General features: G+C 55.2%; 12 protein-coding genes. 9 read left to right on the top strand and 3 right to left on the bottom strand.

Going from position 1 to position 17,715, the window contains the following annotated elements:
* Positions 1-99 precede the first annotated feature (99 nt).
* The 9 genes from FHC48_RS03155 to FHC48_RS03115 all read left to right on the top strand — a co-directional run bounded on the left by FHC48_RS03155 (position 100) and on the right by FHC48_RS03115 (position 13,485).
* Positions 100-3,777, top strand: coding sequence for a DNA translocase FtsK 4TM domain-containing protein (locus tag FHC48_RS03155; RefSeq protein WP_059362021.1), 3,678 nt, complete (start codon positions 100-102; stop codon positions 3,775-3,777).
* A 128-nt stretch (positions 3,778-3,905) separates the two neighbouring features.
* A complete protein-coding gene (gene lolA / locus FHC48_RS03150; protein ID WP_021240884.1) occupies positions 3,906-4,520 on the top strand; it encodes an outer membrane lipoprotein chaperone LolA in 615 nt (204 codons plus the stop codon).
* A 9-nt stretch (positions 4,521-4,529) separates the two neighbouring features.
* A complete protein-coding gene (rarA, locus tag FHC48_RS03145) occupies positions 4,530-5,873 on the top strand; it encodes a replication-associated recombination protein RarA (protein WP_008499984.1) in 1,344 nt (447 codons plus the stop codon).
* 92 nt (positions 5,874-5,965) lie between these two features.
* Positions 5,966-7,258, top strand: coding sequence for a serine--tRNA ligase (gene serS, locus FHC48_RS03140; RefSeq protein WP_059362023.1), 1,293 nt, complete (start codon positions 5,966-5,968; stop codon positions 7,256-7,258).
* 211 nt (positions 7,259-7,469) lie between these two features.
* On the top strand, positions 7,470-9,914 hold the full coding sequence (dmsA, locus tag FHC48_RS03135; protein WP_059362025.1) for a dimethylsulfoxide reductase subunit A: 2,445 nt from the start codon (positions 7,470-7,472) through the stop codon (positions 9,912-9,914).
* 10 nt (positions 9,915-9,924) lie between these two features.
* Positions 9,925-10,542, top strand: a complete 618-nt coding sequence (locus tag FHC48_RS03130) for a DMSO/selenate family reductase complex B subunit (protein WP_021240882.1) — start codon at positions 9,925-9,927, stop codon at positions 10,540-10,542.
* Between the two features lies 1 nt (position 10,543).
* Positions 10,544-11,407 carry a dimethyl sulfoxide reductase anchor subunit family protein gene (locus FHC48_RS03125; RefSeq protein WP_059362027.1) on the top strand — a complete coding sequence of 288 codons (864 nt, stop codon included), beginning with the start codon at positions 10,544-10,546 and terminating at the stop codon, positions 11,405-11,407.
* A gap of 275 nt (positions 11,408-11,682) precedes the next feature.
* Complete coding sequence (locus FHC48_RS03120) at positions 11,683-12,831, top strand: MFS transporter (RefSeq protein ID WP_008499979.1); 1,149 nt, start codon at positions 11,683-11,685, stop codon at positions 12,829-12,831.
* 123 nt (positions 12,832-12,954) lie between these two features.
* Positions 12,955-13,485: an anti-virulence regulator CigR family protein gene (locus FHC48_RS03115; RefSeq protein ID WP_023292887.1), complete on the top strand. Its 531-nt coding sequence runs from the start codon at positions 12,955-12,957 to the stop codon at positions 13,483-13,485.
* A gap of 35 nt (positions 13,486-13,520) precedes the next feature.
* Here the strand turns inward: FHC48_RS03115 and pflA are convergent, their stop codons facing one another.
* From pflA to focA, 3 genes are all read right to left on the bottom strand, one after another.
* Positions 13,521-14,261 (bottom strand): pyruvate formate lyase 1-activating protein, encoded by a 741-nt coding sequence (gene pflA / locus FHC48_RS03110; protein WP_008499976.1) that lies wholly within the window; start codon positions 14,259-14,261, stop codon positions 13,521-13,523.
* A 203-nt stretch (positions 14,262-14,464) separates the two neighbouring features.
* Complete coding sequence (gene pflB / locus FHC48_RS03105; RefSeq protein ID WP_008499975.1) at positions 14,465-16,747, bottom strand: formate C-acetyltransferase; 2,283 nt, start codon at positions 16,745-16,747, stop codon at positions 14,465-14,467.
* A 51-nt stretch (positions 16,748-16,798) separates the two neighbouring features.
* A complete protein-coding gene (gene focA / locus FHC48_RS03100; protein WP_008499974.1) occupies positions 16,799-17,656 on the bottom strand; it encodes a formate transporter FocA in 858 nt (285 codons plus the stop codon).
* Between the last annotated feature and the right edge of the window lie 59 nt (positions 17,657-17,715).

Here is a 17,715-nt window from a genome sequence, read left to right as displayed (position 1 = left end):
ACTCCTGTTAATCCATACAGCAACAGTGCCGGGGAGTCCCGGCGCTGTTGTCCGTTTTAGCAAACAGGCAGGATATGCCTGATACCTGGAGAGCCTTTCTTGAGCCAGGAATACACTGAAGACAAAGAAGTCACACTATCAAAGCTAAGCAGCGGACGTCGTCTCCTCGAGGCTTTGCTGATTGTTATTGCCCTTTTTGCCGTCTGGCTGATGGCAGCCTTACTCAGTTTCAACCCCTCTGATCCCAGCTGGTCACAAACTGCATGGCATGAGCCTATCCATAATTTAGGCGGTGTCCCCGGTGCCTGGCTTGCGGACACGCTGTTTTTCATTTTCGGTGTGATGGCCTACACCCTTCCCGTCATTATCATTGGCGGATGCTGGTTTGCGTGGCGTCATCGTCAGAACGATGATTACATCGACTATTTCGCCGTCTCGCTGCGCCTGATTGGCGCGCTGGCGCTGATTCTCACTTCCTGCGGGCTGGCAGCGATCAATGCGGATGATATCTGGTACTTCGCCTCTGGCGGGGTAATCGGCAGCTTATTAAGTTCCGCGCTTCAGCCGATGCTGCACAGCAGCGGCGGCACGCTGGCGCTGCTGTGCATCTGGGCCGCCGGGCTGACGCTGTTTACCGGCTGGTCCTGGGTGAGCATTGCCGAGAAAATTGGCAGCTTTATCCTCACCATTCTGACCTTCGCCAGTAACCGTACCCGTCGTGACGATACGTGGGTGGATGAAGACGAATACGAAGATGAAGAGGAAGACGATGCGCCTGTGCAGCGTCGCGAGTCTCGTCGTGCCCGAATTCTGCGCGGTGCGCTGGCGCGTCGCCAGCGTGTTGCTGAGAAATTTGCCAACCCGCTGGGCCGTAAAACCGATGCGGCGCTCTTCTCCGGTAAACGCATGGATGAAGACGAGCAGGTTGAGTATCGTGCAGCAGGGACCGCCGTCGATCCTGATGATGTGCTTTTTTCCGGTAGCCGTGCCACGCCGGGTGACTTCGACGAATACGATCCACTGTTGAACGGCCACTCGGTTACCGAGCCGGTTGCGGCTGCCGCCGCCGCGACGACCGCTGCGCAGGCGTATGCCGCGCCTGTCGACGCCGTGATGCCATCCGCGCCGGTCCCGCCGCCGGAATCCGTTATTCAGCAACCTCAGGTTGACTGGCAGACTGCGCCGGGTGTTCACACGCCGGAGCCCGTTATTGCGCCTGAACCTGAAAGCTACATCCCCGTGCAGCAGGAACAGTGGCAGCAGCCTTATCATCAGCCGCCGCAGCCTGAGTATGCACCGCAGCAATATCAGCAGCCAGTGTCCCAGCCTTATCAGGAGTACGTGCCTGAACCCGTTGAACCTGTGCAGCCTTACGTTGCACCGCAGCCTGAACCTGAGCCTGAAATCGTGGAAGAGGTGAAGCCTGCGCGTCCACCGCTGTACTATTTCGAAGAAGTCGAAGAGCGCCGTGCGCGTGAACGCGAACAGCTGGCCGCCTGGTATCAGCCTGTGCCTGAACCGGTACAGGAGCCGGTTACGAAGGCGCCTTCTGTTTCCGTTCCGCCGGTCGACCCGACGCCTGCTGTAGCACCCGTAACGGAAGGCGTTAAGCAGGCTACTGCGGCCGCAGCAGCGGCGGCACCGGTCTTTAGCCTGGCAACAGGGGGCGCACCGCGTCCTCAGGTGAAAGAGGGGATTGGTCCGCAACTGCCTCGTCCTAACCGCGTCCGCGTGCCAACCCGCCGCGAGCTTGCTTCTTATGGCATCAAGCTGCCTTCCCAGCGCATGGCTGAAGAAAAAGCGCGCGAGTCTGAGTACGACGATGAGGCTGATGAAATGCAGCAGGACGAGCTGGCCCGCCAGTTCGCTGCGCAGCAAAATCAGCGCTACGGTCAAGACTATCAGCACGACGAACCTGCGCTGGAAGACGACGATGATGCGGCAGAAGCCGAATTAGCGCGCCAATTTGCGGCAACGCAGCAGCAGCGTTACTCCGGTGAACAGCCGGCAGGGGCAAATCCGTTCTCGCTGTCGGACTTCGAATTCTCGCCGATGAAAGATCTGGTGGATGATGGCCCAAGCGAGCCTTTATTTACCCCGAGCGTGATGCCGGAAGCTGAGCCTGTGCGCCAGCAGACACCATCGACCTACGCACAGCAACCTGTTCAGCAGCCGTATGTGCAACCACAGCAGCCGCAGCAACAGCAGTTCCAGCAGCCTGCGCCACAGCCGCAGGAGAGCCTGATTCACCCGCTGCTGATGCGTAACGGTGACAGCCGTCCGCTGCAGCGTCCAAGCACGCCGCTGCCGTCGCTGGACCTGCTGACGCCGCCGCCAGCTGAAGTCGAGCCGGTTGATACGTTTGCGCTGGAGCAGATGGCCCGTCTGGTTGAAGCCCGTCTGGCTGACTTCCGTATCAAGGCGGACGTCGTGAACTACTCGCCGGGTCCGGTGATCACCCGTTTTGAACTGAACCTGGCGCCGGGCGTAAAAGCCGCGCGTATTTCCAACCTGTCCCGCGACCTGGCGCGTTCTCTGTCAACCGTGGCGGTGCGCGTGGTGGAAGTGATACCGGGCAAACCGTACGTTGGTCTTGAGCTGCCGAACAAGAAACGTCAGACCGTCTACCTGCGTGAAGTGCTGGATAACACCAAGTTCCGTGATAACCCATCTCCACTGACCGTGGTGCTGGGTAAAGATATCGCTGGCGATCCGGTGGTGGCAGACCTCGCAAAAATGCCTCACCTGCTGGTCGCGGGTACCACCGGTTCCGGCAAGTCCGTCGGTGTGAACGCCATGATCCTCAGCATGCTCTATAAAGCGCAGCCGGAAGATGTGCGTTTCATCATGATCGACCCGAAAATGCTCGAATTGTCGGTCTATGAAGGTATTCCACATCTGCTGACTGAAGTGGTCACCGACATGAAGGACGCCGCCAACGCTCTGCGCTGGAGTGTGAATGAGATGGAACGCCGCTATAAGCTGATGTCTGCGCTGGGCGTGCGTAACCTGGCCGGCTATAACGAGAAAATCGCCGAAGCGGCGCGCATGGGCCGTCCGATTCCGGATCCGTACTGGAAGCCGGGTGACAGCATGGATGCCCAGCATCCGGTGCTGGAAAAACTGCCTTATATCGTGGTGCTGGTCGACGAATTCGCTGACCTGATGATGACCGTCGGTAAGAAAGTGGAAGAGCTGATTGCCCGTCTGGCGCAGAAAGCGCGTGCGGCCGGTATTCACCTTGTGCTGGCGACCCAGCGTCCTTCCGTGGACGTTATCACCGGTCTGATTAAAGCGAACATTCCGACGCGTATCGCCTTCACCGTATCAAGTAAAATTGACTCCCGTACCATTCTTGACCAGGGCGGCGCAGAGTCGCTGCTGGGAATGGGTGACATGCTCTATTCTGGACCGAACTCCACCTCTCCGGTGCGTGTTCACGGCGCGTTCGTGCGCGACCAGGAAGTGCACGCGGTCGTGCAGGACTGGAAAGCGCGCGGTCGTCCGCAATACGTTGATGGCATCACCAGCGATACGGAAAGCGAAGGCGGCGGCGGTGGCTTTGACGGCGGTGAAGAGCTGGATCCGTTATTCGATCAGGCGGTGAATTTCGTTACCGAAAAACGTAAAGCGTCTATCTCTGGCGTACAGCGTCAGTTCCGCATCGGCTATAACCGCGCTGCGCGCATCATCGAGCAGATGGAAGCGCAGGGCATTGTGAGCGAGCAGGGGCATAACGGTAACCGCGAGGTGCTGGCTCCGCCACCGTTTGATTAACCTTCCGCGATTGCAAAGAAGGGTAAATCAGCCAAAATTAAGCATTTTCTTCTGTCGCCTGCCTCCGGGCAGGTCCAGAATAGAAGTCGGAAACCCCATTTCGGGAAGACGTATTTTAAGGAATAACAATGAAAAAAATCGCCATTGCCTGTGCATTACTCACCAGTTTTGTCGCCAGCAGCGTCTGGGCTGATGCAGCCAGCGACCTTAAAAGCCGACTGGATAAAGTAAGCAGCTTCCACGCCAGCTTCACGCAGAAAGTGACGGACGGCAGCGGCAACGCGGTGCAGGAAGGTCAGGGGGACTTGTGGGTAAAACGCCCAAATCTGTTTAACTGGCACATGACCCAGCCGGATGAGAGCATCCTGGTGTCTGACGGTAAAACCTTATGGTTCTACAACCCGTTCGTTGAGCAGGCTACTGCGACCTGGCTGAAAGATGCCACCAGCAATACGCCATTTATGCTGATTGCCCGTAACCAGGCCAGCGACTGGCAGCAGTACAATATTAAACAGACGGGTGACGAGTTTGTCCTGACGCCGAAAGGCAGCAACGGCAACCTGAAGCAGTTCACCATCAATGTCAGCACCAACGGTACCATTAATCAGTTCGGCGCGGTTGAGCAGGACGATCAGCGTAGCAGCTATCAGCTCAAATCTCAGCAGAACGGCGCCGTTGATGCATCGAAGTTCACCTTTACCCCGCCGAAGGGCGTAACGGTGGACGACCAACGCAATAAATAAGAGGCGTGAGTGGGCAATCTGTCGCTCGATTTTTCAGATAACGCGTTTCAACCTCTGGCCGCCCGTATGCGGCCAGAAAATTTAGCGCAGTACATCGGTCAGCAGCACCTGCTGGCTGCCGGTAAGCCCTTGCCGCGCGCCATTGAGGCGGGGCATTTGCACTCCATGATCCTCTGGGGCCCCCCAGGCACCGGCAAGACTACGCTTGCAGAAGTGATTGCCCGTTATGCCAACGCGGACGTTGAGCGTATCTCAGCGGTGACGTCCGGCGTGAAGGAGATCCGTGAGGCTATCGAGCGTGCGCGTCAGAACCGCAACGCCGGACGCCGCACCATTCTTTTTGTCGACGAAGTCCATCGCTTCAACAAGAGCCAGCAGGATGCCTTCCTGCCGCATATTGAAGACGGCACGATCTTCTTCATTGGGGCGACCACCGAAAACCCGTCGTTTGAGCTGAACTCGGCGCTGCTTTCCCGTGCGCGCGTTTATCTGCTCAAATCGCTGACGACCGAGGATATCGAAAAGGTTCTCACTCAGGCGATGGACGACAAATCGCGCGGCTACGGCGGACAGGATATCGTTCTGCCTGACGAGACGCGTCGTGCGATTGCCGAGCTGGTCAACGGCGATGCGCGTCGGGCGCTGAACACGCTGGAGATGATGGCCGACATGGCCGAGGTCGACGACGCCGGGAAGCGGGTGCTGAAGCCGGAACTGCTCACCGAAATTGCCGGGGAACGCAGCGCGCGTTTCGATAATAAAGGTGACCGTTTTTACGATTTGATTTCGGCGCTGCATAAGTCCGTGCGCGGCAGCGCGCCGGATGCGGCACTGTACTGGTACGCGCGCATTATTACTGCGGGTGGCGATCCGCTATACGTCGCGCGCCGCTGTCTGGCGATTGCGTCAGAAGATGTCGGCAATGCCGACCCGCGTGCCATGCAGGTCGCACTGTCGGCCTGGGACTGTTTCACCCGGGTTGGACCCGCAGAAGGTGAGCGCGCCATTGCGCAGGCGATTGTCTATCTGGCCTGTGCGCCGAAAAGCAATGCGGTTTATACCGCCTTCAAGGCAGCGATGTCTGATGCGCGTGAGCGTCCGGACTACGATGTGCCGGTTCACCTGCGTAACGCGCCGACCAAACTGATGAAAGAGATGGGGTATGGGCAGGAATACCGCTACGCTCATGATGAACCCAATGCCTACGCTGCCGGGGAGGAATATTTCCCGCAGGAGATGGCACAAACGCGCTATTATCACCCCACAAACAGAGGTCTTGAAGGCAAGATTGGTGAAAAGCTCACCTGGCTCGCCGGACAGGATCAAAATAGCCCTATAAAACGCTACCGTTAGTTCAATCGTTGCGGTAATGTTGGCAATTGTATCCTTGTGACCGCAGGCTGTGGTCACATTTCCTATTTTAATTCGATAAGCACAGGATAAGCATGCTCGATCCCAATCTGCTGCGTAATGAGCCAGACGCAGTCGCTGAAAAACTGGCACGCCGGGGCTTTAAGCTGGATGTAGATAAGCTGCGCGCTCTTGAAGAGCGTCGTAAAGTACTGCAGGTACAAACTGAAAATCTGCAGGCAGAGCGTAATTCTCGATCGAAATCCATCGGCCAGGCGAAAGCGCGCGGGGAAGATATTGAGCCATTACGCCTGGAAGTGAACAAGTTGGGTGAAGAACTGGATCAGGCGAAAGCTGAACTGGATGTTCTTCAGGCCGAAATTCGTGATATTGCCCTGGCTATCCCGAATATTCCTGACGACAGCGTGCCTGTCGGTAAAGATGAAAACGACAACGTTGAAGTGAAACGCTGGGGTACGCCTCGTGAGTTTGACTTCGAGGTGCGCGACCACGTGACGCTGGGCGAAATGCACGCGGGCCTGGATTTTGCGGCAGCGGTTAAGCTGACCGGTTCTCGCTTCGTGGTGATGAAAGGCCAGATTGCCCATCTGCACCGTGCGCTGGCGCAGTTCATGCTGGATCTGCACACCGAGCAGCATGGCTACAGCGAAACCTATGTGCCGTATCTGGTCAACCACGATACGCTGTACGGTACGGGCCAGCTGCCGAAATTTGCCGGCGACCTGTTCCATACCCGTCCGCTGGACGAGGAAGCAGACAGCAGCAACTACGCGCTGATCCCAACCGCGGAAGTGCCGCTGACTAACCTCGTGCGTGATGAGATCATCGACGAAGAGGACCTGCCAATCAAACTGACGGCGCACTCTCCGTGCTTCCGTTCTGAAGCAGGCTCTTACGGGCGCGACACGCGCGGTCTGATCCGTATGCACCAGTTCGACAAAGTTGAGATGGTGCAGATCGTCCGTCCTGAAGAATCCATGGACGCGCTGGAAGAGATGACCGGCCACGCTGAAAAAGTGCTGGAGCTGCTGGGTCTGCCATACCGTCGTATGGCGCTGTGCACCGGTGATATGGGCTTTGGTGCCTGCAAAACCTTCGATCTGGAAGTGTGGGTACCTGCGCAGAATACTTACCGTGAAATCTCCTCCTGCTCTAACGTCTGGGATTTCCAGGCGCGCCGCATGCAGGCACGTTGCCGCAGCAAATCTGACAAGAAAACCCGTCTGGTGCATACCCTGAACGGCTCAGGCCTGGCTGTGGGCCGTACCCTGGTTGCCGTGCTGGAAAACTACCAGCAGGCAGACGGTCGTATCGAGATCCCTGAAGTGCTGCGTCCATACATGAAAGGCCAGCAGTACATCGGCTAATAATTTGTCTTAAAACAAAAAAGCGCCTCAGGGCGCTTTTTTTATGCCTTTGGTTTGATACGACGCAATAACCTCTCCCTCTAAAGTAGTAATACTCCTTCGAATGAAAGCCAGCATAAAAAGCTAATAACGATAATATTCGTTATATATAAAACTACATAGCGGTTTGCGCCGCCTCTCTTTTCTTTGTGAGCAACCAAAGTGAGTCTCTATGAAAATCAACGCGCCTGAAACATTAATGGCTGCCGAGGTCACTCGCCGTGGGTTGATGAAAACCACGGCAATAGGCGGCCTGGCTGTAGCCAGTAGTGCCTTCACGCTCCCTTTTACCCGACTGGCGTCGGCGGCAGATGCTCTGTCTCCGGCCACTTCGCCGGAAAAAGTGGTGTGGAGTGCCTGTACCGTTAACTGCGGTAGCCGTTGTCCGCTGCGTATGCATGTGGTGGATGGCGAAATTAAATATGTCGAAACCGACAATACCGGGGACGATAACTACGAAGGGTTACATCAGGTTCGTGCGTGTTTGCGTGGTCGCTCCATGCGTCGCCGCGTCTATAATCCGGACCGCCTGAAATATCCGATGAAGCGTGTCGGTAAGCGTGGGGAAGGGAAGTTCGAGCGGATTAGCTGGGATGAAGCCTACGATATCATCGCCACCAATATGCAGCGCCTTATTAAAGAGTACGGCAACGAATCCATCTACCTGAACTACGGTACCGGGACGCTCGGCGGCACGCTGACCCGGTCCTGGCCGCCGGGAAAAACGCTGGTGGCGCGCCTGATGAACTGCTGCGGCGGTTATCTCAATCACTATGGCGACTACTCCTCGGCGCAGATCGCGGCGGGCCTGAACTACACCTATGGCGGTTGGGCGGACGGCAACAGTCCGTCCGATATCGAAAACAGCAAGCTGGTCGTGCTGTTTGGTAACAACCCGGGGGAAACCCGCATGAGCGGTGGCGGGGTAACCTACTACCTCGAACAGGCGCGCGCCAAATCCAATGCCCGCATGATCATCATCGATCCGCGCTATACCGACACCGGTGCCGGACGTGAAGACGAGTGGATCCCAATACGTCCGGGTACCGATGCGGCCCTGGTCTCAGCGCTGGCGTGGGTGATGATCACCGAGAACCTCGTCGATCAGCCTTTCCTGGATAAATACTGCGTCGGCTATGACGAGAAAACCCTGCCAGCCAGCGCACCGGCAAACGGACATTACAAAGCTTACATTCTCGGTCAGGGTAGCGATGGCGTGGCAAAAACGCCGGAGTGGGCGTCCACCATCACCGGCATCCCGGCAGAGCGTATCGTTCAGCTGGCGCGTGAGATTGGCTCAGCCAAACCAGCTTACATTAGCCAGGGCTGGGGTCCGCAGCGTCATGCGAACGGTGAAATTGCGACCCGTGCCATTTCCATGCTCTCCATTCTGACCGGCAACGTCGGCATTCACGGCGGTAATACCGGCGCGCGTGAAGGCTCATATGAAGTGCCGTTTGAACGTATGCCAACGCTGGATAACCCGGTTCAGACCAGCATCTCCATGTTTATGTGGACCGATGCGATTGAACGCGGCCCCGAAATGACCGCCCTGCGCGACGGCGTGCGCGGTAAGGACAAGCTGGACGTGCCGATCAAGATGATCTGGAACTACGCCGGCAACTGTCTCATCAACCAGCACTCTGAAATCAACCGCACCCATGAAATCCTGCAGGACGACAAGAAGTGCGAGATGATTGTGGTGATCGACTGCCACATGACCTCCTCGGCAAAATATGCCGATATCCTGCTGCCGGACTGCACCGCCTCTGAGCAGATGGATTTCGCGCTGGACGCCTCCTGCGGCAACATGTCCTACGTGATCTTTACCGACCAGGCGATTAAACCGCGCTTCGAGTGCAAAACCATTTATGAAATGACCTCTGAGCTGGCGAAACGTCTAGGCGTTGAGCAGCAGTTCACCGAGGGGCGTACTCAGGAAGGGTGGATGCGCCATCTGCATGAACTCTCCCGTAAGGCGATTCCTGACCTCCCTGACTTTGATACCTTCCGCAAGCAGGGGATGTACAAACAGCGCGATCCGGAAGGACACCACGTGGCGTACAAAGCGTTCCGTGAAGATCCGCAGGCAAACCCGCTGACCACGCCGTCGGGCAAAATCGAAATCTATTCCGAAGCGCTGGCAAAAATCGCCTCCACCTGGGAGCTGCCGGAAGGGGATGTTATCGATCCGCTGCCGATCTACACGCCGGGCTTTGAAAACTATAACGATCCGCTGACGGCGAAATTCCCGCTGCAATTGACCGGTTTCCACTACAAAGCGCGTGTTCACTCCACCTACGGTAACGTCGACGTGCTGAAAGCCGCCTGCCGCCAGGAGATGTGGATCAACCCGATGGACGCGAAAGCGCGCGGCATCAGCAATGGCGATCGCGTGCGCATCTTCAACGGTCGCGGCGAGGTGCATATTGAAGCCAAAGTCACCCCGCGCATGATGCCCGGCGTGGTGGCGTTAGGGGAAGGGGCCTGGTACAGCCCGGATGCCAACCGCATCGACCAGGCAGGCAGTATTAACGTACTGACCACACAGCGTCCGTCGCCGCTGGCGAAGGGTAACCCATCCCACACTAACCTTGTCCAGGTTGAAAAGGTTTAAGGAGTAACCGATGACAACTCAGTATGGATTTTTTATTGATTCCAGCCGTTGTACCGGGTGCAAAACCTGCGAGCTGGCCTGCAAAGATTACAAAGACCTGACGCCGGACGTGAGCTTCCGTCGCATCTACGAATACGCCGGGGGCGACTGGCAGGAAGATAACGGCGTCTGGCATCAGAACGTCTTTGCGTATTACCTGTCAATTGCCTGTAACCACTGTGAAGATCCCGCTTGTACAAAAGTCTGCCCGAGCGGGGCGATGCACAAGCGCGAAGACGGTTTTGTGGTGGTGGATGAAGATGTCTGCATTGGCTGTCGCTACTGCCATATGGCCTGTCCGTACGGCGCGCCGCAGTACAACGCCGCTAAAGGCCACATGACCAAATGCGACGGCTGCCACACCCGCGTAGCGGATGGCAAAAAGCCGATTTGCGTCGAGTCCTGTCCGCTGCGCGCGCTGGACTTCGGCCCGATTGAAGAGCTGCGTCAGAAACACGGTCAGCTCGCCGCCGTGGCACCGCTGCCGTCTGCGCACTTCACGAAGCCGAGTATTGTGATTAAACCTAACGCCAACAGCCGTCCTACAGGTGACACCACCGGCTACCTGGCAAACCCGAAGGAGGTGTGAGATGGGAAGTGGATGGCATGAATGGCCGCTGATGATCTTCACGGTCTTTGGTCAGTGCGTAGCGGGCGGCTTCATTGTGCTCGCGCTGGCGTTGTTGAAAGGTCGTCTCAATGCTGAACAGCAGCAGCGCCTGGTGTTGAGTATGTTTGGCCTGTGGGTGCTGATGGGGATCGGCTTTATCGCCTCAACGCTGCACCTGGGCTCGCCGATGCGCGCGTTTAACTCCCTGAACCGCGTGGGTGCCTCATCCCTCAGTAACGAGATTGCCAGTGGCGCAATTTTCTTTGCCGTCGGTGGGCTGGGCTGGCTGCTGGCCGCTATGAAGAAGTTGCCTGCGGGTCTGCGCAGCCTGTGGCTGATTGTGACCATGGTGCTGGGCGTGGTGTTCGTGTGGATGATGATACGTGTCTATAACACCATCGATACCGTCCCCACCTGGTACAGCGTCTGGACGCCAATGAGCTTCTTCCTGACGATGTTTATTGGCGGGCCGTTGCTGGGCTACCTGCTGCTGCGCGTGGCGGGTGTCGACGGATGGGCAATGCGTCTGCTGCCCGCTGTTTCGCTGCTGGCGCTGGTAGTGAGTGCGATAGTCGCCCTGATTCAGGGCTCTGAACTGGCAACCATTCACAGCTCTATTCAGCAGGCCTCTGCCCTGGTGCCGGACTACGGTGCGCTGATGGCCTGGCGTATCGTTCTGCTGGTCGCCGCGCTGGTATTCTGGATTGCCCCTCAGCTCAAAGGTTATCAGCCGGCGCTGCCGCTGTTATCACTGGCTTTTGTGCTGGTACTGGCGGGTGAACTGATTGGTCGCGGCGTGTTCTACGGGTTGCATATGACCGTTGGTATGGCTGTCGCCAGTTAACGTTGCATTTGGTTATATCAAGCCGGGCCAGAGTGCCCGGCTTTTTCTTTTTTCGATCATGAAATTTTTCGACTGTCGTTTTGTTTTAATTTTGCCCATTAATAAATGAAAACAGAGACATAATTAATATCTATAGCAGGCGTGGCATTAGCAGGATAAGTTTTTTAAATCGACAGGGAACATATTGTGCGAGGCGGCTAAATCAGTGGATTGACTTTGTTTTTGCCAGTGGCATGATGCGCACGAAATCTGAACTTCCTCGCGGTTTTTAATCCATGACCACCTATACCCGGCCAGTGCTGCTGTTGCTCTGTGGCCTGCTTTTGTTGACCCTGGCGATCGCAGTGTTAAATACGCTCGTCCCGCTGTGGCTCGCCCATGAAAACTTACCGACCTGGCAGGTGGGTATGGTCAGCTCGTCCTTTTTTACCGGGAACCTGCTGGGTACGCTGGTGACCGGGAGCCTGATCAAGCGCTTTGGCTTTAACCGCAGCTATTATCTGGCCTCGCTGATTTTCGCCGCCGGATGTGCGGGGCTGGGCCTGATGGTCGGCTTCTGGAGCTGGATGGCATGGCGCTTTATCGCCGGTGTTGGCTGCGCGATGATTTGGGTGGTCGTTGAAAGTGCGCTGATGTGCAGCGGCACCTCCCGCAACCGCGGACGCCTGCTGGCTGCCTACATGATGGTTTACTATGTCGGCACCGTGCTGGGACAACTGATGGTGAGCAAGCTGCCAACCGACCTGATGAGCGTTCTGCCGTGGGTAACGGGCATGGTCCTGGCCGCAATTCTGCCGCTGCTCTTTACCCGCATTGTGAACCAGAACAGTGAACACCAGGAAGCAACCCATGTCTGGCCCATGTTGAGGCTGCGTCAGGCGCGTCTGGGCGTTAACGGCTGCATTATCTCGGGGATTGTACTGGGCTCGCTCTATGGCCTGATGCCGCTCTATCTGAACCATCAGGGCGTCAGCGACTCCGGAATTGGCTTCTGGATGGCGGTGATGGTGAGTGCGGGTATTGTTGGACAATGGCCAATAGGCCGTCTGGCTGATCGCTTTGGCCGTTTGCTGGTGCTGCGCGTTCAGGTCTTCGTGGTGATCATGGGATGCCTCGCCATGCTCAGCAATGCCGCGATGGCACCCGCGCTGTTTATTCTTGGAGCGGCAGGTTTCACGCTTTATCCGGTCGCGATGGCGTGGGCCTGTGAGAAAGTTGAGCATCACCAGCTCGTGGCAATGAACCAGGCGCTTTTACTGAGCTATACCATCGGCAGCTTATTAGGGCCGACGTTTACCGCGATGCTGATGCAAAATTATTCCGACAATTTACTGTTTATCATGATCGCCAGCGTGTCGTTTATTTATCTCTTAATGCTGCTGCGTAAAGCGGGCGAACATCCAACGCCTGTGGCACACGCCTGATTAAATAAAAGCCTGTCATCGACAGGCTTTTTTGTCCCTGTCACATATAAGACTTTTACGTATTGTTTGTTTTTCCCCCCTGGCGATAATTCAAATGAGTTCTACCACTAAAAGGCAACAATCATGTCTATACGTCGTTTTTCCACTACCGCACTTGCCGTAGTGTTGTCTTTAACGTTTGCAACGGCTCCGGTCATGGCTAATCCTGGCAACGGGAACGGCGGTGGTCACGGAAACGGTGGCGGACAAGGTAATGGCGGCAATCATGGTAACGGGAATTCTGGTAACTCCGGTAACCATGGTAATAAGCAAAATAGCGGACAGGATAACCCTGGAAAATCGGATAAGAACTTCAAAAACAGCAAAGATGTCGGTAATGACGTTGATGCTCGCGTGAGCTTCGATCATGTCCGTCATCTGGCCGTGAATTACGGCTTAACGGGCTATAAGTCACTGCCCCCGGGGATCGCAAAAAACCTGGCGCGCGGTAAACCACTGCCTCCGGGTATTGCGAAGAAGGCCGTTCCGGCCTCAATGCTGGACCAGCTTCCTTCCTATCCCGGCTACGAATGGCGCGTAGTGGGTGACGACCTGGTCTTAATTGCGCTGAGTACTGCGATTGTGACTTCCGTTATTAACGGCGTCTTTAAATAGAATAAAAAAGGCCCGGTTCTCACCGGGCCTTTTCTTTAATACATCACTTTGTGACCGTACTGTTCAAGAATACCTTTGACGCGTTCCATCGTCTCTTTTTTCGGCGGCTTCACGCCATCAAGCTTGTACTCTTCACCCATGGCCACCCATTTATGTTTACCCAGCTCGTGATAGGGCAGAAGCTCGATTTTCTCGACGTTGCCCATGTCGCGGGTAAATTCTCCCAGGCGGTGCGCGGAGTCGTCGTCATCTGACCAGCCAGGAACAACCACGTAGCGGATCCAGGTTTTGATGCCCTTGTCGGCAATGTATTTGGCAAACTCCAGCGTGCGGTGGTTGGAGACGCCCACCAGATTCTGGTGGATCTCATCATTCATCTGTTTGAGATCGAGCATCACCAGATCGGTCACTTCAAGCAGTTCATCAATCACCGGATCGTAGCGACGTACAAAGCCGTTGGTGTCGAGGCAGGTATGAATGCCTTCTTTATGGCAGGCGCGGAACCAGTCGCGGACAAACTCAGCCTGAAGAATGGCTTCACCGCCGGACGCGGTCACACCGCCGCCGGAGGCGTTCATAAAGTGGCGATAGGTCACCACCTCTTTCATCAGATCGTCGACGGTGACTTCTTTACCGCCGTGCGTGTCCCAGGTGTCGCGGTTATGGCAGTACAGGCAGCGCATCAGGCAGCCCTGGAAAAAGGTGATAAAGCGGATACCCGGGCCATCGACGGTGCCACAGGATTCAAAGGAGTGAATACGACCAATAGTTGACATTGCGGTGATATCTCCATCATCGGCCCGTCCGGGGCCTGTGTATGCACAGCTCAAAGCCGGCTGTGTTAAGTCTGTTTTGGCTGTTATCCATTCAGTATAGATAGCGGACAAAAGAGACTGAGGTGGAGAGGGTGCTAAAAAGGCCCCACTGACGTGGAGCCTTTATTGTACGCTTGTTAACGCGTGATTTCAGTCAATTCCACTTACATGGACTGAGTGAAAGTACGGGTGATAACGTCCTGCTGCTGTTCTTTCGTCAGGGAGTTAAAACGTACTGCGTAGCCAGATACGCGGATGGTCAGCTGAGGATATTTCTCAGGATGTTCCATCGCGTCGAGCAGCATTTCACGGTTCATGACGTTCACGTTCAGGTGCTGACCACCTTCGATGGACGCTTCGTGGTGGAAGTAACCATCCATCAGACCCGCGAGGTTAGTTTTACGCACTTCGTCGTCTTTACCCAGCGCATTTGGCACGATAGAGAAGGTGTAAGAGATACCATCTTTCGCGTAAGCAAACGGCAGTTTAGCGACGGAAGTCAGAGAGGCAACCGCACCTTTCTGGTCACGACCGTGCATTGGGTTTGCACCTGGGCCGAATGGCGCGCCAGCACGACGACCGTCTGGGGTGTTACCGGTTTTCTTACCATACACAACGTTAGAGGTGATGGTAAGAACAGACTGAGTCGGGATAGCGTTACGGTAGGTAGTCAGTTTCTGAATTTTCTTCATGAAACGTTCTACCAGGTCAACCGCCATGTCATCAACGCGAGAATCGTTGTTACCAAACTGCGGATATTCGCCTTCGATTTCGAAGTCGATAGCCAGACCGTCTTCGTCACGAATTGGTTTAACTTTCGCATATTTGATTGCAGACAGGGAGTCAGCAGCAACGGACAGACCTGCGATACCACACGCCATGGTGCGGATAACGTCACGGTCGTGCAGCGCCATCAGAGAGGCTTCGTAGCTGTACTTGTCGTGCATGTAGTGGATAACGTTCAGCGCAGTGACGTACTGTTTCGCCAGCCAGTCCATGAAGTGGTCCATGCGCTCCATGACTTCGTCATAGTTCAGCACATCGCCTTTGATCGGCTCAGACTTAGGACCAACCTGCATTTTCAGTTTTTCATCAACGCCGCCGTTGATTGCGTACAGCATGGTTTTCGCCAGGTTTGCACGCGCACCGAAGAACTGCATTTGCTTACCAACAACCATTGGGCTTACGCAGCAAGCGATAGCGTAATCGTCGTTGTTGAAGTCCGGACGCATCAGGTCATCGTTCTCGTACTGCAGAGAAGAGGTGTCGATGGACACTTTAGCGGCGAATTTCTTGAAGTTCAGAGGCAGTTTTTCAGACCACAGAACGGTGATGTTCGGCTCCGGAGAAGGACCCATGGTGTACAGGGTGTTCAGGAAGCGGAAGCTGTTTTTGGTCACCAGAGTACGGCCGTCAACGCCCATACCGCCGATAGATTCAGTTGCCCAGATTGGGTCACCGGAGAACAGCTCATCGTATTCAGGGGTACGCAGGAAGCGAACCATACGCAGTTTCATGACCAGGTGGTCAATCATTTCCTGAGCGTCTTGCTCGGTGATTTTGCCTGCTTTCAGGTCACGTTCGATATAGGCATCCAGGAAGGTGGATACGCGACCGAAGGACATTGCTGCGCCGTTCTGAGATTTAACTGCGGCCAGGTAGCCGAAGTAGGTCCACTGGATAGCTTCCTGAGCGTTGGTAGCAGGACCAGAGATATCGCAGCCGTATTTAGCAGCCATCTCTTTGATCTGACCCAGCGCGCGGTGCTGTTCAGCGATCTCTTCACGCAGACGGATAGTCGCTTCCAGGTTTACGCCGTTTTCCAGATCGGACTGCAGGGAAACAAACTGCGCGTACTTGTCTTTCATCAGGAAGTCGATACCGTACAGCGCAACGCGACGGTAGTCACCGATGATACGGCCACGGCCATATGCATCTGGCAGACCAGTCAGAACGCCAGATTTACGGCAGTTCAGAATGTCTTTGGTGTAAACATCGAATACGCCCTGGTTGTGGGTTTTGCGGTATTCGGTGAAGATTTTTTTCAGCATTGGGTCCAGCTCGCGGTTATACGCTTTGCAGGAACCTTCAACCATTTTAATACCACCGAACGGGATGATTGCGCGTTTCAGTGGTGCTTCAGTCTGCAGACCAACGATTTTCTCAAGGGCTTTGTTGATATAGCCAGCATCGTGAGAAGTGATGGTGGAAGCAACGGAGGTGTCAAAATCAACTGGCGCGTGAGTGCGGTTTTCCAGTTTAACGCCTTCCATTACGCTGTCCCACAGCTTGGTGGTCGCGTCAGTTGCGCCAGCCAGGAAGGATTCGTCACCTTCATACGGGGTATAGTTTTTCTGAATGAAGTCACGTACGTTTACTTCATTCTGCCAGTCACCTTTCGCAAAACCTTCCCAGGCTGTGGCTAACTTTTCATTAAGCTCGGACATGTAACACCTACCTTCTTAAGTGGATTTTTTATTTACTGCCTGAGAAAACCATCAATGATGATCGTCGCCACGCAGGTAAATGACCCAGTATGTCAACCCAACTAACAGACCCCCACCGATAATGTTCCCGATAGTGACAGGGATCAGGTTATCAGTAATGAAATTCATAATAGTCAGGTGAGAGAAACTTTCCGGGGATGAACCAACTGCGGTCCAGAACTCCGGGCTCGCAAAGTCGCGGATAACAATGCCCATTGGGATCATGAACATATTCGCGATACTGTGCTCAAAGCCGCTGGCAACGAACATCGCAACCGGCAGAACCATAATTAAGGCTTTGTCCATCAGGCTACGACCCGAGTAGCTCATCCATACAGCCAGGCAGACCATCAGGTTCGCGAGGATGCCGAGAGCAACGGCTTCGATAAATGTGTGGTGCATTTTGTGGTCGGCAGTTTGCAGGACGTTAAGGCCCCAACCACCGTTGGCGGTCATGTACTCGCCAGAAAGCCACATCAACAAAACAAAGAGCAGACAGCCAACCAGGTTACCCACGTAAACATTAAGCCAGTTACGTGCCAGCTGACCCCAGGTAATTCTTCCGCTCGCCTTTGCCACGACAATCAGCACCGTTGAGGTGAAGAGGTCGGCGCCGCAAATAACGCAAAGAATCAGACCCAGTGAGAAACAAATGCCGCCAATCAGTTTGGCCATGCCGAAAGGCATTCCGGCAGTACCGGTAGTGGCGGTGATGTAGAAGACGAAAGCGATAGAGATGAACACACCAGCCGTGATCGCCAGATAGAACGTCTTCATCGGGTGTTTCGTTGCTTTATAGACACCTGCTTCTTCGGCAACTTTGGCCATCGCAGCAGGGAGTAAAAGATCAAAAGGGTTGTCAGCTTTCACACTAACTCTCTCTTTATTAAGTCGGCGACGAGATACTAACAAAGCATTATAGAAGAGAA

The organism is Enterobacter sp. EC_50 (assembly GCF_019584525.1).
Taxonomy (GTDB): domain Bacteria; phylum Pseudomonadota; class Gammaproteobacteria; order Enterobacterales; family Enterobacteriaceae; genus Enterobacter; species Enterobacter roggenkampii.
This window is presented reverse-complemented; position numbering and strand designations above follow the sequence as displayed.